We start from the raw sequence: 21,935 nt of genomic DNA, 5'->3' as shown, positions 1-21,935 counted from the left end.
TGGCAGCGGGGGGCGGTGTCGCGTGCGCAGCGTGATGCCGAGCGCAGGTTATTTCAGGAGGCTGACGTAGATGACGGGTGACATGGCGGGCAAGCCGGCGCTGGCGATCGAGGACCTTCCCCGGTTGCTCGCCGCCGTCGCGGAGATCGAACCCGACCGCGTCGCCCTCACCGACGGTGACACCCGTATCGGCTACGCGCGCCTGCGCGACGAGATCGCCACGCTCGACACCGCGATGGGTGGCGCGCTCGGTTTCGACGCGCTGTTCCCCGTCGTCCTGTCGAACATCGCGCCCGCTCTGCTGGGTGCTCCGGGTCTCGCGGGGGTGGTCGACGCCCTGCTGGCCGACGCCGTCGAGGTGCTCGGCGACGATGCAGCAGCACCGGCCACGTTCGATCCCGATACACTGGTGGCGCGTTTCGACGCCCAGGTGGCGCGGACCCCCGATGCGGTCGCTCTCGAGTTCGACGGGCAGGCCCTGACCTACCGCGAATTCGATGCCCGCGCCAACCGTCTCGCACGTCACCTGATCGGTCTCGGTGTGGGCCCGGACGCACGGGTCGGTCTCGCCGTCCGCCGGTCGTTCGATCTGCTGGTCGGCATGTACGCCATCGTCAAGGCCGGTGGCGCCTACGTGCCGCTCGATCCCGACCATCCGGCCGATCGCCTCGCCTACGTCCTCGAGATCGCTGAGCCGGTCGCCGTCGTCACCACCGAGCGCGACGCCGTCGATCTTCCCGATTCGGTCCCGGCGCTGACGATCGACGCCCTCGACCTGTCGGAGGTCTCCGACGAGCCGATCGCCCCGGAGGAGCGCCGCGGCGCGCTCACGGCCGATCACCTCGCCTACGTCATCTTCACGTCCGGTTCGACGGGACGGCCCAAGGGCGTCGCCGTCGAGCACCGGGCGATCGTCGCGAACATCGACTGGCGCCAGTCCGAATACGGGATGCGCGCCGACGACGTGGTGCTGCAGAAGACACCGTTCACCTTCGACGTGTCGGTCTGGGAGTTCTTCTGGCCGCTGCAGGTGGGTGCCCGCCTCACGATCGCGGTGCCCGACGGGCACCGCGACCCGGCCTATCTCGCGCAGACGATGATCGAACGCGGCGTGACGATCGCGCACTTCGTGCCGTCGATGCTCGCCGTCTACCTCACCGAGCCCACCGCCGCGTCGGTGAGCACCCTCCGCTACGTCTTCGCGTCCGGTGAGGCGCTGCCGCCGCAGACCGTCGCCCGCTTCTACGAGATCTCCTCGGCGCGTCTGCACAACCTCTACGGGCCCACCGAGGCCGCGGTCGACGTCACCTACTTCGCGACCTCGGCCGACGACACCGTCGTGCCGATCGGTGCCGCCGTGGCCGACACCGGCCTCTACGTCCTCGACGAGGGCCTGCGTCCCGTCCCGGACGGTGTCGAGGGTGAGCTCTACCTCGCGGGCGTCCAGCTCGCGCGCGGCTACCTCCGTCGCCCCGATCTGACCTCCGATCGCTTCGTCGCCGACCCGTTCGGCGAGCCCGGTGACCGCATGTACCGCACCGGCGACCTCGTGAAGACGAACGACGACGGGCAGATCGAGTACATCGGTCGCACCGACTTCCAGGTGAAGCTGCGCGGTCTGCGCATCGAACTCGGCGAGATCGAATCGGCGCTGCTCGACCATCCGGGCGTGCGGCAGTCGGTCGTCGTCGTGCACTCCGACCCCACGCTCGGCGACCACCTCGTCGCCTATCTCGTCACCGACGGGCACGACATCGAACGGTCCGAGCTCGCCGACGCCGTGCGCCGGCGCCTGCCCGACTACATGGTGCCGTCGCTGTTCGTCGAACTCGACGAGTTCCCGCTCGGCGGCAGCGGCAAGCTCGACCGGAAGGCCTTGCCCGAACCGGACTTCAGCTCCCTGCAGCGTGAGTACCGCGCACCGTCGACGGCCACCGAGCACGCCGTCGTCGCGGCGTTCGAGCAGGTCCTCGGTGTCGAGCGGCTCGGTGTCGACGACGACTTCTTCGAACTCGGCGGTAACTCGCTCAGCGCGACGCGGGTCGTCGCGCGACTGAGCGCCGACCACAAGGTCCGCATCGACGTCCGCGAGTTCTTCGACGCCCCCACGGCGGCCGAACTGGCCTCGCTCGTCGACGCCGCCATGGCCTCGGGTGGCGACGGACGCGCACCCCTGGTCCCGCAGGTGCGCCCGGAACTGGTGCCGTTGTCGCTCGCGCAGCAGCGGATGTGGTTCCTCAACCGCTTCGAGCCCGAATCGGCGGTCGACAACATCCCCGTGGCGATCCGCCTGTCGGGTGCACTCGACGCGGCGGCCCTGCAGGCCGCGGTGACCGACGTGCTCGGCCGGCACGAGTCGCTGCGGACGATCTACCCGGACGTCGACGGTGTGGGCTACCAGCAGGTGCTGTCGGTGGACGAGGTGGTGCCCGACCTGACGCCGGTCCCGGTGGCCGAGTCCGATCTGATCGCCCGGGCCACCGAGATCGTCGGCACCGGCTTCGACGTAACGACGCAGGTCCCCTTCCGGGCCCGGCTGTTCGCCGTCACCGAGACCGGGACCGCGGCCGAGCACGTGCTGGTGCTGGTCGTGCACCACATCGCCTCCGACGGGTTCTCGATGGGTCCGCTGACCCGCGACGTCGTGACGGCCTACGCCGCACGCGTCTCGGGCGACGCCCCGCAGTGGGAACCGCTCGCGGTGCAGTACGCCGACTTCGCCATCTGGCAGCGGGAGGTGCTCGGCTCGGAGGACGATCCGGAGTCGGTCATCTCCTCGCAGGTCGCGTTCTGGCGGGAGACCCTCGCGGGTCTGCCCGAGCAACTCGATCTGCCGGCCGACCGTCCGCGACCGGCCGTCGCGAGCTACCGCGGTGCCTCGCACCGGTTCGTCCTGGACTCCGAACTCCGTTCCGCCGTCCGCGATCTCGCCCGTCGCACCTCCACCACCGAGTTCATGGTCGTGCACGCGGCACTGGCGGTGCTGCTGGCGCGTCTGTCGGGCACCGACGACATCGCGATCGGCACCCCGGTGGCCGGTCGTGGCGACGCGGCGCTCGACGACTTGGTGGGCATGTTCGTCAACACCCTCGTGCTGCGCACCCGGGTCGAGGGCGGCGAGTCGTTCGAGCAGGTGCTCGGACAGGTGCGCGGAGCCGACCTCGAAGCGTTCGGGCAGGCCGACCTGCCGTTCGAGCGGCTCGTCGAGATCATCGACCCCGAACGGTCGACGGCACGGCACCCGCTGTTCCAGGTGCTCCTCGCGTTCCAGAACCTCGACGCCGACTCCCTCGAACTGCCCGGCCTGACCGTCTCGGCGCTCGACGTCGACGCGGCACTGGCGAAGTTCGACCTGCAGGTCACCGTCTCGGACGACGCCACCGCCGAGGGCTATCTCGTCGACCTCACCTATGCCACGGATCTGTTCGACGCCCGGACGATGGAGTCCTTCGCCGAGCGCCTGACCCGGATCCTCACCGCGGTCGTGACCGAACCCGCACTTCCGGTCGGTGATGTCGCGCTGCTCGACGATGCCGAGCGCACCGATGTGCTCGCCACGTGGAACGCCACCGATCACGCACTCGGCGACGCCGGGACTCTCGTCGATCTGTTCGCCGAGCAGGTACGGCGGTCGCCGGATGCGGTCGCGGTGGAGTTCGAGGGCGAGTCGCTGACCTACGGCGAGTTCTCCGAGCGTGTGAACCGTCTTGCGCGGCACCTGATCTCGCTCGGCGTCGGCCCCGACGCGCGGGTGGGTCTGGCGATGCGCCGCTCGCTGGATCTGCTCGTGGGTATGTACGCGGTCGTCACGGCCGGCGGTGCCTACGTGCCGATCGACCCGGATCAGCCCGACGATCGCAACGGTTACATCCTCGACACCGCCGCTCCCGTGGTGGTGCTGACCACCGAACGCGACGGATTCTCCGTGCCGGCCACGGCATCGGTGCCGTCGCTCGCGATCGACGGCACCGACCTGTCCGCGACACCGGCCGAGCCGGTCACCGACGCCGACCGCCTCGCGCCGTTGCGGCCGTCGAACACCGCGTACTCGATCTTCACCTCCGGTTCGACGGGACGCCCGAAGGGTGTGGCGGTCGCCCATGCCTCGGTCGTCAACCAGATCCGGTGGATCACCACCGAATACGGGATCGGCCCCGACGACGTGGTGCTGCAGAAGACCCCGTTCACCTTCGACGTGTCGGTGTGGGAACTCTTCGGCACCCTCGCCGTCGGTGCGCGCATGGTGATCGCGGTCCCGGACGGTCACCGCGACACCGCCTATCTCGGCACCGTCATCCGCGAGCGCGCGGTGACGGCGACCTCCTTCGTCCCGTCGATGCTCGCGGTGTTCGCCGCGTCGGTGTCGCCCGACGACTGCGCGTCGCTGCGCACCGTGCTCGTCGCAGGTGAGGCCTTCCCGCTGTCGGTGGCCGAGCAGTTCTCGCGGATCAGCGACGCCGAGCTCCACAACCTCTACGGCCCCACCGAGGCCACGGTGCACGCCACCGCCCGCCCGGTCGCAGGAACGACGGGTGGCTCCGTCGCGATGGGCGCTCCGGTGTGGAACACCCGCGCCTACGTGCTCGACTCGCGACTGTCGCCGGTTCCCGCCGGTGTCGTGGGTGAGCTGTATCTCGCGGGTGTGCAGGTGGCGCGCGGTTACGTCGGCCGCCCCGATCTGACCGCCGAGCGTTTCGTCGCCTCGCCCTTCGGCGAGGGTGAGCGTCTGTACCGCACGGGCGACCTCGTGCGCTGGGGCAACGACCGCCGCGGCGATCTCGAGTATCTCGGCCGCACCGACTTCCAGGTCAAGCTCCGCGGTCTGCGTATCGAGCTCGGGGAGATCGAGACCGCGCTGCTCGACCACACCGGGGTGTCGCAGGCCGCCGCGCAGGTGCGGCACGAACAGCTCGTCGCCTACGTGGTCCCGGCCCCGAACACGACCTTCGACCGCGACGCCGCGCAGGCCGCGCTGAGCGCGGTGCTCCCGGCCTACATGGTGCCGTCGCAGTTCGTGGTCCTCGACGAGATGCCGCTCGGCAGCTCGGGCAAGGTCGACCGGAAGGCGCTGCCCGATCCGGTCTTCGAGGCCCGCGGCTTCCGTGCACCCACGACTCCGGTCGAAGAGGTCGTCGCCGGCGTGTTCGCCGACGTCCTCGGTGTCGACCGTGTCGGGCTCGACGACGACTTCTTCGCCCTCGGCGGCAACTCGCTCATCGCGACGCAGGTCGTCGCGCGCCTCGGCTCCGAACTGGGAACCGTTGTGCCCGTTCGTGTCCTGTTCGAGGCGTCCGGCGTGGCCGCCCTCGCCGCCCGCGTCGAGCAGAGCGAGACCCAGGGCCGCACGCCGCTCATCGCGCAGGAACGTCCCGAGCGGGTACCGCTGTCGCTCGCGCAGCAGCGGATGTGGTTCCTCAACCGCTTCGAGCCCGAATCGGCGGTCAACAACATCCCCGGCGCGATCCGGTTGATCGGCGCGCTGGACGTCGAGGCGCTGCGCTCCGCGGTGGTCGACGTGCTCGGCCGGCACGAGTCCTTGCGGACGACCTACCCGGACGTCGACGGTGTGGGCTACCAGCAGGTGCTGCCGGTGTCCGAGGTCGAACCCGACCTCACGCCGATCGACGTCACCGAGACGCAGCTGGTGCAGAGCATCACCGATCTCGTCTCGTCCGGCTTCGACGTCTCTGCCCAGGCACCCTTCCGGGCGCAGCTGTTCGCGGTGTCGGCGACCGAACACGTGCTCGCACTCGTCGTGCACCACATCGCCGCCGACGGCTTCTCGATGGGTCCGCTCACCCGCGACATCGTCTCCGCCTACGCGGCCCGCGCCGCCGGCGGCGAACCGGGCTGGGAACCGCTGCCGGTGCAGTACGCCGACTTCGCGATCTGGCAGCGGGAGGTGCTCGGTTCGGAGGACGATCCGGAGTCGGTCATCTCCTCGCAGGTCGGTTTCTGGCGGGACACGCTCGAGGGTCTGCCCGAGCAGCTCGACCTGCCGGCCGACCGCCCGCGCCCCGCCGTCGCCACCAACCGGGGTGCCCTGCACGAGTTCACCATCGACGAGACGCTGCACGACCGCATCGTCACGCTCGCCCGCGAACGCAACGCGACCCCGTTCATGGTGGTGCACACCGCGCTGGCAGTGTTGCTGGCGCGTCTGTCGGGAACCGACGACATCGCGATCGGCACCCCGGTGGCCGGTCGTGGCGACGCGGCGCTCGACGACCTGGTGGGCATGTTCGTCAACACCCTCGTGCTGCGCACCAGGGTCGAGGGCGGCGAGTCGTTCGAGCAGGTGCTCGGCCGGGTGCGCGGCGCCGACCTCGAGGCGTTCGGCCACGCCGACCTGCCGTTCGAACGACTCGTGGAGGTGCTCAACCCCGAGCGCTCCACTACACGTCACCCGCTGTTCCAGGTGATGCTGTCGTTCCAGAACCTCGAGACTCGCACGCTCGAACTTCCGCGGCTGACCGTCGAGGCCGTCGACCTCGACATCGCGACCGCCAAATTCGACCTCCAGTTCGTCGTCACCGAGACGCCGACCGCGACCGGTGCCGCCGAGTACTCGGTGGGCCTGACCTACGCCACCGATCTGTTCGACACCCGCACCGTCGAGCGCATTGCCGAGCGCTTCGTCCGTCTCCTCGATGCGGTCACCGGCGATCTCTCGGTCGCGATCGGTGATGTCGACCTGCTCGACGACGCCGAACGCGTGCAGGTCCTCGAGCAGTGGAACGACACCGACCACGCGCTCGACGGCACCTCGACCCTCGTCGATCTGTTCGCCGAGCAGGTCCGGCGGTCGCCGGATGCGGTCGCGGTGGAGTTCGAGGGCGAGTCGCTGACCTACGGCGAGTTCTCCGAGCGCGTGAACCGTCTTGCGCGGCACCTGATCTCGCTCGGCGTCGGCCCCGACGCGCGGGTGGGTCTGGCGATGCGTCGCTCGCTCGATCTGCTGGTCGGTATGTACGCGGTCGTCACCGCCGGTGGTGCCTACGTGCCGATCGACCCGGACCAGCCGGAGGATCGCAACGGCTACATCCTCGACACCGCCGCTCCCGTGGCGGTGCTGACCACCGAGCGTGACGGGTTCCGCGTGCCGGGGGAGACGTCCGTCCCGATCCTGCTCGTCGACACCCTCGACCTGTCCGCGACGGCGTCCGATCCCGTCATCGACGCCGAGCGGACGTCCCCGCTGCGGGCCTCGAACACCGCCTACGTCATCTTCACGTCCGGATCGACCGGGCGCCCGAAGGGTGTGGCGGTGCCGCACGGCGCGATCGTCAACCGCCTACGCTGGATGCAGCACGAATACCCCCTGACCGAGGCCGACGTGGTGCTGCAGAAGACCCCGTTCACCTTCGATGTGTCGGTGTGGGAGTTCTTCTGGCCCTTGCAGGTCGGTGCCCGACTGGTGGTCGCCGTGCCGGACGGTCACCGCGATCCGCGGTACCTGACCTCGGTGATCGAGCGGTGCGGCGTGACCGTCGTGCACTTCGTGCCGTCGATGCTGGCGGTGTTCGTCGCCGAGGCATCAGCCGACGAACTCACCTCGCTCCGGCACGTCTTCGCCTCCGGTGAGGCCCTGCCGCCCGCACTGGCCGCACGCACGCGCGCACTGCTGACCGACGCCGGCCTGCACAACCTCTACGGCCCCACCGAGGCGGCCGTCGACGTGACCTACCACGAGGCCACCGACGCCGACACGGTGTCCGTGCCGATCGGTGCCCCCGTGTGGAACACCCGCGTCTACGTCCTCGACGAGCGTCTCGCGCCCGTGCCCGTGGGGGTCGCGGGAGAGCTCTATCTCGCGGGCACCCAGCTCGCGCGTGGGTACATGCAGCGCCCCGACCTCACGGCCGAGCGCTTCGTCGCCTCGCCGTTCGGCGACGGCGAGCGGCTGTACCGCACCGGCGACCTCGTGCGCTGGACGGAGGGGGCCGGCGAACTCGACTACATCGGCCGCACGGACTTCCAGGTCAAGCTCCGCGGTCTGCGCATCGAACTCGGTGAGATCGAGACCGCGCTGCTCGCCCTCGACGAGGTCGAGCAGGCCGTCGTGCTCGTCCGTCAGGACCAGCTCGTCGCCTACGTCGTCCCGCAGCCCGGTGCGACCTTCGATCAGGTGGCGGCCGGTGCGGCACTGTCCGCGCAGTTGCCGGCCTACATGGTGCCCGCCACCTACGTGCTCCTCGACGCCATGCCGCTGGGTGCGTCCGGCAAGCTCGACCGCAAGGCACTGCCCGACCCGGTCTTCGAGGTCAGGGCGTTCCGCGCTCCCACCACCTCCACGGAACAGGTCGTGGCCTCGACCTACTCCGAGGTTCTCGGCGTCGACCGCGTCGGTCTCGACGACGACTTCTTCGCGCTCGGCGGAAACTCGCTCATCGCCACCCGAGTGGTCTCCCGCATCGGTGCCGCGCTGAATGCCACCGTGCCCCTGCGACTGTTGTTCGAGGCCGCGACCGTCGAAGACCTTGCGGCGCGCCTCGAACACGGAGTGTCGGGTGGCCCGCGCCGTCCCCTCGTCGCCGGCGAACGACCCGACCGGGTTCCGCTGTCGCTCGCGCAGCAGCGCTACTGGTTCCTCAACCAGTTCGACACGGCGTCCTCGGCGGTCGACAACATCCCGATCGCTGTGCGGCTCGTCGGCGACCTCGATGTCGACGCGCTCCGCGCGGCAGCACGCGACGTCATCGCCCGGCACGAATCGCTCCGCACCATCTACCCGGATTCACCCGACGGACCGCACCAGGTGGTGCTCCCGCTCGACGGTGCGCTGCCCGAACTCGTCGTGCGCGACGTCGCGGAGGCCGAACTCGAACCCGAGATCGTGGCCTTCATGTCGACGACCTTCGATGTGACCGCCGAGGTGCCGGTCGCGGTGCGCATCTTCCGTGTCAGCGACGACGAGCACATTCTCGCGCTGGTCGTACACCACGTGTCGGCCGACGGCGCGTCGGTAGGCCCGCTGACCCGGGACCTGATGACGGCCTACGTGGCACGGTCGCGGGGCGACGCGCCGGCGTGGGAGCCGTTGCCCGTGCAGTACGCCGACTACGCGCTGTGGCAGCGCGAGGTGCTCGGCAGCGAGGACGACCCGGAAGCGCTGGCCGCCAAGCAGGTCGAGTACTGGAAGCAGGCCCTCGCCGGCCTGCCCGACCAGCTCGATCTCCCGTCCGACCGCCCGCGTCCGCCGAGCCAGAGCTTCCGCGGTGAATCGTTGCAGTTCACGATCTCGCCCGAACTGCACCGCGGCCTGCAGGAACTCGCGCGGTCGAAGAACGCGACGCTGTTCATGGTCGTCAACGCGGCCTTCGCGACTCTGCTGGCGCGGCTCTCGGGCACCCGCGACATCGCGATCGGCACCCCGATCGCCGGTCGTGGCGAGCGCGAACTCGACGACCTGATCGGCATGTTCGTCAACACGCTGGTCTTCCGCAGCGACGTCGACCCGGCCCAGTCCTTCGAGCGACTCCTCGAAGGCACCCGCGAGACCGACCTCGGTGCCTTCGCGAACGCCGACGTGCCGTTCGAACGCCTGGTGGAAGTGCTGAATCCGGTGCGCTCGACCGCCCGCAACCCGCTCTTCCAGGTGGGTCTGTCGTTCCAGAACCTGGCGCGCACCCAGCTCGAACTGCCCGGTCTGACAGTGAGTTCCACCGATTTCGAGCTGCAGCTCGCCAAGACCGACCTGCAGCTCACGGTGTTCGACCACTACGTTGACGACGGTGCGCCCGACATCATCGACGCCACCTTCACGTACGCGACCGATCTGTTCGACGAGTCGACGGTCGAGGGCTTCGCGCAGCGCTTCGTGCGTGTCCTCGAGGCGATCGTCACCGACCCGACCACGGCTGTCGGCGACATCGACATGCTCGACGGATCCGAACGGGTCGAGATCCTCGAGTCGTGGAACGCCACCGACCGCGCGGTCGACCAGGCGTCGACGCTCGTGAATCTGTTCGATGAGCAGGTCTCGCGGGTGCCGGATGCGCCGGCGTTGGTGTTCGAGGGCGAGTCGCTGACCTATTCGGAGTTCGATGCGCGTGTCAATCGTCTTGCGCGCAGGTTGATCTCGGAGGGTGTGGGTCCGGAGTCGACGGTGGCGCTGGCGATGCGTCGCTCGGTCGAGTTGCTGGTCGGTATGTATGCGGTGGTCAAGGCCGGTGGCGTGTATGTGCCGGTGGATCCCGATCAGCCGGACGATCGCAACGCGTACATTCTCGACACCGCGGCGCCGGTGGTGATCCTGTCGACCGAACGCGATGCCTTCGTCGTGCCGGGGGAGAGGTCTGTCCCGAGCCTGGCGATCGACACGCTCGATCTCTCGGACGTCTCGTCCGCCTCCATCGTCGACGGCGAGCGGATCGCTCCGTTGCGTGCGTCGAACACGGCGTATGTGATCTTCACGTCGGGTTCGACGGGCCGGCCGAAGGGTGTGGCGGTGCCGCATGCGGCGATCGTCAACCAGTTGCTGTGGAAGCGTGAGTATTTCGGTCTCGGTGCCGATGATGCGGTGCTGTTGAAGACGGTGGCGACCTTCGACCTGTCGGTGTGGGAGTTCTGGTCGGCTCTCGTGTCCGGTGGGCGTGTGGTGATCGCGTCGGCGGACGGTCATCGCGATCCGGCCTATCTGAACCGGCTCCTGACCGAGCAGTCGGTGACGACGCTGCACGTGGTGCCGTCGATGCTCGAGGCTCTGATGGTCGATGCGGGCGGCATCCTCACACCGTCGTTGCGGCAGGTGCTGGCGATCGGTGAGGCCCTCCCGCCGGCCACCGCGAAGCGGTTCGTCGAGCACAATGCCGCCCGGCTGGTGAACCTGTACGGTCCGACCGAGGCCGCGGTGTCCGTCACCGCCGGTGATGTCACCGACACCTCCGGTGCGTCGGTGCCGATCGGTGTGCCCGAGTGGAACACCCGGGTGTATGTGCTCGACGAGCGTCTGCATCCGGTTCCGGCCGGTGTCGCCGGCGAGTTGTATCTCGCGGGTGCGCAGCTCGCACGTGGTTACTTCGGGCGTGCGGATCTGAGTGCGGAGCGGTTCGTCGCGTCGCCGTTCGGTGACGGGGAGCGGTTGTACCGTACGGGCGATCTGGTGCGCTGGACCCGCGACGGGCAGTTGGATTACTTGTCGCGCACGGACTTCCAGGTGAAGGTGCGTGGGTTCCGTATCGAGCTCGGTGAGATCGAATCCGCTCTGCGGGCGATGGATGTGCTGCGTGATGTCGCGGTCATCGCCCGGGAGGGCGAGCGGGTCGGCACCCAGTTGGTCGCGTACGTCGTACCCATCGAAGCCGACACCCTCGACGTGGCGACGGTCAGGAGCGAACTGGCGACGCAGGTGCCGTCGTACATGGTGCCGTCGGCGTTCGTGACGCTCGATGCGTTGCCGCTGAACGTCAACGGCAAGCTCGACCGCAGGGCCCTGCCCGAGCCGGTCTTCGAGACCCGCGAATTCCGGACCTCCGTCACGCCGGCCGAGCAGGCCGTCGCCGCGGTCTTCGCCGAGGTGCTCGGCGTCGAACGGGTCGGTCTCGACGACGACTTCTTCGAACTCGGCGGCAACTCGCTGCTCGCCACCCAGGTGGCCTCCCGGCTCGGAGCCGCACTCGGCGCGAAGGTTCCGGTGCGTGCCCTCTTCGAGAACACCACCGTCGAATCGCTCGCCGGTGCGGTCGAGTCGCAGCGTGGCGAGGACCGCCGGCCTCTCGAAGCCATCGAGCGGCCCGCACGCATCCCGCTGTCGCTCGCGCAGCAGCGCATGTGGTTCCTCAACCGATTCGACACCGAATCGTCGGCCTACAACGTGCCGATCGCGATCCGGCTCACCGGCGATCTCGACGTCGACGCGCTGCAGGCCGCCGTCGGCGACGTCGTGGCCCGTCACGAATCGCTGCGCACCTTCTACCCGGAGACCGAGGACGGTCCCGTCCAGGTCATCGTTCCGGCCGCGCAGACGGTCCCCGACCTCACCCCGGTGGACGTGCCGGAGGAGGACATCGTCGTCGCCGTCCAGGAACTCGCGGCGACGATCTTCGACGTCACCACGACCGTGCCGCTGAGTGCGCGACTGTTCCGGGTCCGCGAATCCGACTACGTCCTCGCCTTCGTGGTCCACCACATCTCCGCCGACGGCTCGTCGATGGGTCCGCTCACGCGCGACCTCATGACGGCCTACGTCGCGCGGTCGCAGGGCGACGCCCCGGCATGGGAGCCGCTGTCGGTGCAGTACGCCGACTTCGCCATCTGGCAGCGCGAGGTGCTCGGCGACGAGGACGACCCGGAAGCGCTGGCCGCCAAGCAGGTCGAGTACTGGAAGCAGGCCCTCGCCGGACTGCCCGACCAGCTCGATCTCCCGAGCGACCGGCCGCGTCCCGCTGTCCAGTCGTTCCGGGGCGGCCGCGTCGACTTCACCGTTGAGGCCGAACTCCACCGACGCCTCGCCGATCTCGGCCGGCGCACGAACACCACGATGTTCATGGTGCTGCACACCGCGCTCGCGGTGTTCCTCGCACGAATGTCGTCGAGCGACGACATCGCGATCGGCACGCCGATGGCCGGTCGTGGCGAGCGCGAACTCGACGACCTGATCGGCATGTTCGTCAACACGCTGGTGTTCCGGACCCACGTCGATTCGGACGCGTCGTTCACCGAACTCCTGGGACGGACCCGTGAGGCCGACCTCGGCGCGTTCGCGAACGCCGACGTGCCGTTCGAGCGGCTCGTCGAGGTGCTCAACCCCGCACGATCCACGGCACGCCACCCGCTGTTCCAGGTGGGTCTGTCGTTCCAGAACCTCGCGCAGGCCGCACTCGAACTCCCCGGTCTCACCATCTCCGGACTCGACACCGACATGGAGATCTCGCAGTTCGACCTGCACCTGATCGTCACCGACCGCTACAGCGACGACGGCACGCCCACGGGCATCACCGGCTACTTCACCTACGCGACCGATCTGTTCGACGAGTCGACGGTCGCGGAGTTCGCCGCCCGGTTCATCCGCGTGCTCGACGCCGTGGTCGACGACCCGGCACTGCCGGTCGGCGATCTGACCCTCCTCGACACCGTGGAAACCGCGCGAGTGCTCGAGGCGTGGAACGACACCACACACCCCACCAGGTCGGCGACGTTGGTCGATCTGTTCGACGAGCAGGTCTCGCGGGTGCCGGATGCGCCGGCGTTGGTGTTCGAGGGCGAGTCGCTGACCTATTCGGAGTTCGATGCGCGTGTCAATCGTCTTGCGCGCAGGTTGATCTCGGAGGGTGTGGGTCCGGAGTCGACGGTGGCGCTGGCGATGCGTCGCTCGGTCGAGTTGCTGGTCGGTATGTATGCGGTGGTCAAGGCCGGTGGCGTGTATGTGCCGGTGGATCCGGATCAGCCGGACGAGCGCAATGCCTACATTCTCGACACGGCCGCTCCGGTGGTGGTGCTGTCCACCGAACGCGACGAGTTCACGGCACCGGGGGAGAAGTCTGTCCCCATCCTGTTGCTCGACAGCCTGGATCTGTCCGAGTTGTCCGCGGTGCCGGTGACCGACACCGAGCGGATTGCGCCGTTGCGTGCGTCGAACACGGCGTATGTGATCTTCACGTCGGGTTCGACGGGCCGGCCGAAGGGTGTGGCGGTGCCGCATGCGGCGATCGTCAACCAGTTGCTGTGGAAGCGTGAGTATTTCGGTCTCGGTGCCGATGATGCGGTGCTGTTGAAGACGGTGGCGACGTTCGACCTGTCGGTGTGGGAGTTCTGGTCGGCGCTGGTCTCCGGTGGTCGTGTGGTGATCGCGTCGGCCGACGGTCATCGGGATCCGGCCTATCTGAACCGGTTGCTGACCGAGCAGTCGGTGACGACGCTGCATGTGGTGCCGTCGATGCTCGAGGCGTTGATGGTCGACGCCGACGGAGTGCTGGCCTCCTCGCTACGCCACATCCTCGCCATCGGCGAAGCGCTGCCGCCGGCGACCGCCCAGCGGTTCCTGACCCACAACCGTGCGCGGCTCGTGAACCTGTACGGTCCGACCGAGGCTGCGGTGTCGGTCACCGCCGGTGATGTCACCGATGTCTCGGGTGCGTCGGTGCCGATCGGTGTGCCCGAGTGGAACACCCGGGTGTATGTGCTCGACGAGCGTCTGCATCCGGTTCCGGCCGGTGTCGCCGGTGAGCTGTATCTCGCGGGTGCGCAGCTCGCGCGCGGGTATTTCGGGCGTGCGGATCTGAGTGCGGAGCGGTTCGTCGCGTCGCCGTTCGGTGATGGTGAACGTCTGTATCGTACGGGCGATCTGGTGCGCTGGACTCGCGACGGGCAGTTGGATTACTTGTCGCGTACGGATTTCCAGGTGAAGGTGCGTGGTTTCCGTATCGAGCTCGGTGAGATCGAATCCGCGCTGCGGGCGATGGATGCGTTGCGTGATGTCGCGGTGATCGCTCGCGAGGACGAGCGGGTCGGCACCCAGCTGGTCGCGTACATCGTGCCCGTGGACGATGCGCAGGCGGACATCGAGTCGATAAGATCCGCCCTCGGTGCTCAGGTGCCGTCGTACATGGTGCCGTCGGCGTTCGTGACGCTCGATGCGTTGCCGCTGAACGTCAACGGCAAGCTCGACCGCAGGGCCCTGCCCGAGCCGGTCTTCGAGACCCGCGAATTCCGTGCCCCGAGCACCCCGGTCGAGGAGATCGTCGCCGGCGTGTTCGCCGACGTCCTCGGCCTCACCCGCGTGGGTGTGGACGACGACTTCTTCGAACTCGGCGGCAACTCGCTGCTCGCCACCCAGGTCGTCTCGCGGATCGGCGCGGCGCTCGACACCCGCGTCCCCGTGCGCGTGCTGTTCGAAGCCCCCAGTGTCGCGGCGCTCGCCGTCGCGGCCGAGCAGCACACCGGTGCGGCGGCACGTCCGCCGCTGGTGCCGCAGCCGCGGCCTGAACGTGTGCCGCTGTCGCTCGCGCAGCAGCGCATGTGGTTCCTCAACCGCTTCGACACCGAGTCGTCGGTCGACAACATCCCAGTGGCGGTCCGGTTGACCGGGGCACTCGACCTCGGTGCGCTGCAGGCAGCGGTCCAAGACCTGCTCACCCGGCACGAGGTGCTCCGCACCATCTATCCCGAGATCGACGGACAGCCCTACCAGCTGATACTCCCGGTCGCGGAGGCCGCACCCGACATCGACGTCGAATCGGCCACTGAGGACGACCTGCTGCAGAAGGTGACGGCGGTCGTCTCCCGCGGGTTCGACGTCACCACCGAGATCCCGCTGCGCGCACGACTGTTCGAGCTCTCCGAGCGCGATCATGTGCTGGTCTTCGTCGTCCATCACATCAGCGCCGACGGCTGGTCCATCTCGCCGCTGACCCGCGACGTGATGACGGCGTACATGTCCCGCGCCGAGGGTGAAGCCCCCGGCTGGGCGCCGCTGCCGGTGCAGTACGCCGACTTCGCCATCTGGCAGCGCGCGGTCCTCGGCGGAGAGGATGATGCCGAGAGCCTGCTCGCTGCGCAGGCCGAGTACTGGAAGCGCACGCTCGCGGGTCTGCCTGACGAGCTGAATCTCCCCATGGACCGGCCGCGTCCTTCGATCCAGTCCTTCACCGGCGGCAAGATCGAGTTCGTCCTCGGCGCGGACCTGCACCGCGGCCTCGCGGCACTCGCACGCTCCACGGGCACCACGATGTTCATGGTGATGCACACCGCGCTCGCGGTGTTTCTGTCGAGGATCTCCGACAGCGACGACATCGCGATCGGCACGCCCATCGCCGGTCGTGGCGAATCGGAGGTCGACGACCTGGTCGGCATGTTCGTCAACACGCTCGTCCTGCGCACCCGGGTGGACGCGGGCAAGAGCTTCTCGGACCTCCTCTCGCGCGTGCGGGAGGGCGACCTCGAGGCGTTCGCCCACGCCGACATCCCCTTCGAGCGGCTCGTGGAGATCCTCGCCCCCGAGCGGTCGACGGCACGCCACCCGCTGTTCCAGGTGGCACTGTCGTTCGAGAACCTGCCCGAGACGGCGCTGGAACTGCCCGAACTCACGGTGTCCGGAGTGCCCTTCGAGGTCGACACCGTCAAGTTCGACCTGTCGCTGACCCTCCGCGAGCATCGCGGCGGATCGGATGGCCCCGCCGGAATCTCGGCTGAATTCTCCTACGCGAGTGCGTTGTTCGACCGCTCGACGATCGAAGGATTCGCTCGACGGTTCGAGATGCTCGTCGCGGGAGTACTGGGCGATCCGCACCTGCCGGTCGGAGATCTACCGCTTCTCGACACAGACGAGTTCGACCGGCTCACGCACGTCCACGGCGACCGCGTCAGTGCAGGTGGAAGCCTCACCGACATCCTCACTTCGGGCGTCGCGCGGGCCCCCGAGGCCGTCGCGGTGCGGTACGAGGGCCGGTCGGTCACCTACCGGGAACTCGACGAGACCTCGTCGCGCCTGGCCCGCATGCTCATCGAGCGAGGGGTCGGACCGGAGGACATCGTCGCCGTCGCGTACCCGCGTTCGTACGAGATGGTGCTGAGCGTGTGGGCGATCGCGAAGGCCGGTGCCGCCCACCTGCCGGTCGATCCGAACTACCCGATCGACCGCGTGCGCTACATGCTCGCGGATTCCGGAGCGGCCATGGGTATCACCGGGGCCGAATATCGCGAGGCGATGCCGGACGACTCCGACTGGGTCGTGCTCGACGCGCCGGAGACGGCCGCGGAACTGGACGCGCGGTCCGGTGCGCCGGTCACCGACGCCGATCGCGTGCGGCCGATCCGGCTCGAACACCCGGCCTATGTGATCTACACGTCGGGTTCGACGGGTAGGCCCAAGGGCGTCGTGGTCACCCACACCGGTCTCGGTGGCGTCGTCGACACCGCCGTGGACCTCTACCACCTGCGTGCCGGCCACCGGTTCCTGCACATCTGCTCGCCGAGCTTCGACCCGTCGGTGCTCGAGTGGATGGCTGCATTCTCGAGCGGTGCGACGCTGGTGATCGTGCCGGGCCGGATCATCGGCGGCCCGGATCTTGCGGAACTGCTGCAGACCGAACAGGTGACCCACACGATCATCACGCCCGCAGTGCTGGGCACGATGGATCCTGCCGGTATCGACAGCCTCGAGGTGGTGTCGGTGGGCGGCGACGTCACCACACCCGAGTTGCTCGGTCGCTGGGCGCCGGGACGGAAGTACTTCAACGGTTACGGCCCCACCGAGACCACGATCATCTCGTCGTTCGCCCGCCTGCAACCGGGCCGGCCGATCACGATCGGCAACCCGACCCACGGTGTATCCGCGCTCGTCCTCGATGCCCGGCTGAACCCGGTGCCCGAGGGTGTCGCAGGCGAGCTCTACATGGCAGGTGGCGCGCTCGCGCGGGGTTACCACGGGCGCACCGCCCTGACCGCCGAGCGGTTCGTCGCCAATCCCTATACCAGCGACGGCTCGCGCATGTACCGCACGGGCGACGTGGTTCGCTGGCGTTCGATCGAGGGCGGTCCCGTCGAGCTCGAATTCGTCGGCCGCAGCGACTTCCAGGTCAAGGTCCGCGGTTTCCGTATCGAGCTCGGCGAGATCGACGCGGCTCTCGCCGGGCACGACAGTGTGGATTTCGCGGCTACTCTCGGCCGGACCACCGGTTCCGGCGCCACCGTGCTGGTGTCGTACGTGCTGCCGGTGCGGGGCCGAACGGTCGACACGGCGGAGTTGACCGAGTTCGTGGCACGGTCGTTGCCGCCGCACATGGTGCCGTCGGCCATCGTGGTACTCGACGAGGTGCCGCTCACGCCGGTGGGCAAACTCGATCGCGATGCGCTGCCGGAACCGGTGATCGAGGAGCGTGAGTACCGGGCTGCCGAGGGTGAGGTCGAGCAGATCATCTCCGAGGTGTTCGCGGAGGTTCTGCATCTGGACAAGGTGAGCGTCGACGAGTCGTTCTTCGCGCTCGGCGGCGACAGCATCGTGTCGATCCAGTTGGTGTCGCGGGCGAAGGCGCGCGGTGTGGTGTTCACCCCCCGGGACGTCTTCGAGCGTCGGTCGGTCGCCGGTCTCGCCGAGGTCGCGACGCGCTCCGAGGGCGGGACGACACTGCGTCCGGCCGAGCTTCCCGGTGGCGGTGTCGGCGAGGTTCCGCTGACGCCGATCATGCATGAGGTCCTGTCGTGGCCCGGTGGTTTCGATCGGTTCTCGCAGATCGTCGCCGTGACATTGCCGCGCGGGATCGATCAGGACGTGCTCGTTCGTACGATCGGTGCTGTCGTCGATCACCACGATGCCCTGCGTTCGATCCTCGAGCGCGGAACCGATGGGGAGCATGTCCTACGCGTTCGCGCCGCGGGGAGTGTCGATCCGGTGTCGATTCTCGAACGGGTCGAGCTACCCGCCGGAATCAGCGACGCAGATCTGACCGTCGTTGCGGAACGCGAGATCGACGCAGCGCTGGGCCGGCTCGATCCTGGCAGCGGTTCGGTCCTCCGGTTCGTGTGGTTCGATTTCGGCGGTGAGCGTGCGGGCATCCTCGCGGTCGTCGCCCACCATCTGGTCGTGGACGGCGTCTCGTGGCGCATCCTGCTGCCGGACCTCGGCCTGGCCTGGGGGCAGATCGTCTCCGGCCGGGAAGTGTCGCTCGACGCCGTGGGCACGTCCCTGCGGCGATGGGCGCACGGTCTCGTGGCTGCGGCCTCGGAGCGCCGGGCGGAACTTCCTCTGTGGGAGCGCATTCTGGAGGGCCCGGACCCGGCTCTGGGCTCACGTCCGTTCGATCCTGCCGTCGACACCGTTTCCACCGTCCGACGGATCGAGCTGTCTCTCCCGGCGTCCGAAACCGATGCTCTGCTGACGTCGGTGCCGACATTGTTCCGCGGTGGTGTCGCCGACGGCCTGATGGCTGCGCTCGGCCTGGCACTCGTGCGGTGGCGACGCGATCGAGGCATCGAATCGTCTTCGGCCCTGGTCGAATTCGAAGGTCACGGACGGGAGGAGTCCGTCCTGCCGGGAGCGGACCTGTCGAGGACGGTCGGGTGGTTCACCAGTGCGTACCCGGTCCGGGTCGACCTGACCGGAGTGGACGTCGACGAGGCGTTCGCCGGTGGCGCTGCGATCGGATCGGCCGTGAAGGCGGTCAAGGAACAGCTCCTGGCCATCCCGGACAAGGGTATGGGATTCGGCCTGCTGCGCTATCTGGATCCGGAATCGTCGGCGCGGTTGGCGTCGATCGCCCGAGTGCCGCAGGTGAGCTTCAACTATCTGGGCCGGATGTCGTCGGCGGACGTACCGGAGGGCCTCGCGGAGATCGGCTGGGCACCGACCTCCGCGCTCGGCGAGCTGGATGTTGCTCAGGACGCCGACATGCCCGCCAACGCGAGCGTCGATATCAATGCGATCGTCTCGGACGGCGACGGCGGACCACAGCTCGGCGCGAGCATCGCCTTCCCGTCGGGGCTGCTGGATTCCGACGACGTGGACGAGCTTGCTCAGCATTGGTCGCAGGCACTGAGCGCTCTCGCCCAGTACGCGGCGTCACCGGATGCGGGTGGCCTGACACCGTCCGACCTGCTGCTCGCCGGTCTGGAACAGAGCGAGATCGAGGAATGGGAGCAGCGCTACCCGGCGCTCTCGGACGTGTGGCCGCTGTCGCCGCTGCAGGCGGGTCTGCTGTTCCACGCGTCGATGGTGACCGAGGAGCACGTCGACGTCTACACCATGCAGGCCGTGCTGGACCTCGAGGGTGAGGTGGATCCGGCGCGCCTGCGTGCGGCCGGACAAGCACTGCTGGACCGATACCCGAATCTCAGGACCGCTTTCGTCACGGACGCGGAGGGACGGTCCCTGCAACTGGTGCTCGACGACGTCGAGCTTCCCTGGCGAGAACTCGATTCGAGCGACACCGAGGACGAGCGACGGATGGCCGCGGTCGCATCGGCATTGGCGGACGAGCAGTCCCGCCGCTTCGACATGGAGTCGGCACCGCTCATTCGGTTCCTGCTCGTGAGATCCGGAACGAACCGGTACCACCTCGGAGTCACGACCCATCACATCCTTCTCGACGGCTGGTCGATGCCGCTGCTCATGCAGGATCTGATGGCCCTGTACGTGCTTCGCGGTGATCCCACGGCACTGCCGCGCGCGCGCTCCTACCGCAGTTTCCTCGCGTGGCTCGCCGAGCAGGACAGGACGGTTTCGCTCGACGCGTGGGCCACCGCGCTCGAAGGGCTCGGAGATCCGACCGCCATCGCTCCGGTTCAGCGCGACCCCGGGAACGACACGATCTCCACGGTCCGCGTCCTGCTCGACACCGAGCGCACCGCCCGGTTGGCCGCCCTCGCGGCCGATCTCGGCGTAACCGTGAACACCCTCGTGCAGGCTGCCTGGGGCGTAGTGCTCGGCCGCATCACCGGCAGCTCGGACGTCGTGTTCGGCGCGACCGTGTCGGGTCGTCCCGCCGACCTGCCCGGCGTCGAGTCGATGGTGGGTCTGTTCATCAACACATTGCCGGTGCGCGTAAGGACGAACCGGCACGAATCCGTGTCGCAGATGCTCCGACGTCTGCAGGCGGAGCAGGCGGGGTTGCTCGATCACCACTATGTCGGCCTGTCCGACATCGAACAGCGCATCGGAACGCCGATCGGATTCGACTCCCTGCTGGTGTTCGAGTCGTACCCGATCGATCGGGACGCGTTGTCCGACGCTGCGGGCTCGATCGACGGCATGACGATCACGGGCGTCGGAGTGAAGGACGCCACGCATTACCCGATAACGCTGCTCACCGTTGCCGACAGCGAGATCGAACTGACCTTCAAGTACCTGGAGCGGTTCTTCGACGAGGCCGAGGTCGTTCACCTCTCCCGACGATTCGTGCGTGTGCTGGAGGCGTTCGTCGAGGATTCCGACACGGCGGTCGCCGATATCGAACTCGTCGAGGCCGACGAACTCGCGCGCATCGTGGCCGAATCCGGGCCCTCCGCGGTTGTGGGCGGTACGGGAGCGGGCACCCTCGCCACTGTGCTCGCGGAGGTGGTCGAAATGGACCCCTCGGCGCCCGCACTCGCCGTGCCCGCCGAACCCGAGGCCGACGGGCAGGGTGTGGAGATCTCGTACCGCGAACTCGACGAACGGTCTTCCCGCCTGGCCCGCATGCTCATCGATCGCGGGCTGGGAACAGGCGATGCTGTCGCCGTCTCGATGCCACGATCGGTGGACTCGGTGGTCGCGCAGTGGGCGGTGGCCAAGACCGGCTCGGCACTGGTGATGGTCGACCCGGCTCGCCACGGCGAAGAGCTGCCGGCGGGAGCCGCGGTGGGTCTGACCCTCTCGAAGGCGGCAGGATCCCTGTCGGGCGACTGGATCGTCGTGGACGACGAGAAGGTGCAGACGGACCTGTCGGCTCTCTCGGCCGCTCCCGTGACGTACTCGGACCGGCTGCGCCCGGTGGAACCGTCGGACGCGGCGGCGGTCATCGGGTCGCGGACGTTCACGAACGCCGAACTTCTCGAGCGGATCGACGAGCTGCGCGAGAGGTACGAGCTGACCTACGAGTCGCGGAGCGCAGCCCTGGGCAGCGTCGACGTCGAATCGGTGGCCCTCGAGCCGCTGGCCGTGACCGCGACGGGTGCGGTCGTCGTGGTCGTACCCGAGAAGACGGCGTCGGGGGCCTCCCTGGACGGTGTGCTCTACAACGAGTGGGTCACGCACGTCCACCTGCCGGAAGCCTCGCTGCGCACGCTCGAGCCGGGCAGTCTCGAGGATCTCGCGGTGGTCGTCGTGGTCGACGAGGCGCCCCAGGATCTGCTCGACGAATGGGGCGCGGCGCACCGGGTGCACCGGCTCTCCGATCCGGACTGACCGCAGGTGGGGCCGTCCTCGGACGGCCCCGCCGATGCGCGAGGTGGGACCCCGGAGGTACCGCCCGGTAACGTCGAGGGCGACTCGGGAGATGAACCAGAGAGGTTACTGTCGAGTA

The 21,935-nt window shown here is 68.7% G+C and carries 1 protein-coding gene; it reads left to right on the top strand.

Going from position 1 to position 21,935, the window contains the following annotated elements; all coding sequences use genetic code 11:
• Nucleotides 1-70: 70 nt before the first annotated feature.
• Nucleotides 71-21,817: a non-ribosomal peptide synthase/polyketide synthase gene (locus AC6CID_RS01450; protein ID WP_498353487.1), complete on the top strand. Its 21,747-nt coding sequence runs from the start codon at nucleotides 71-73 to the stop codon at nucleotides 21,815-21,817.
• The last annotated feature ends 118 nt before the right edge of the window (nucleotides 21,818-21,935 follow it).

The sequence above is a fragment of the Rhodococcus sp. GQ147 genome (assembly GCF_059759155.1).
This window is presented reverse-complemented; position numbering and strand designations above follow the sequence as displayed.

What these genes read in the sequence shown, in the direction of transcription:
- AC6CID_RS01450 (WP_498353487.1), top strand. Translation starts at nt 71, where the DNA reads ATGACGGGTGACATGGCGGGCAAGCCGGCGCTGGCGATCGAGGACCTT.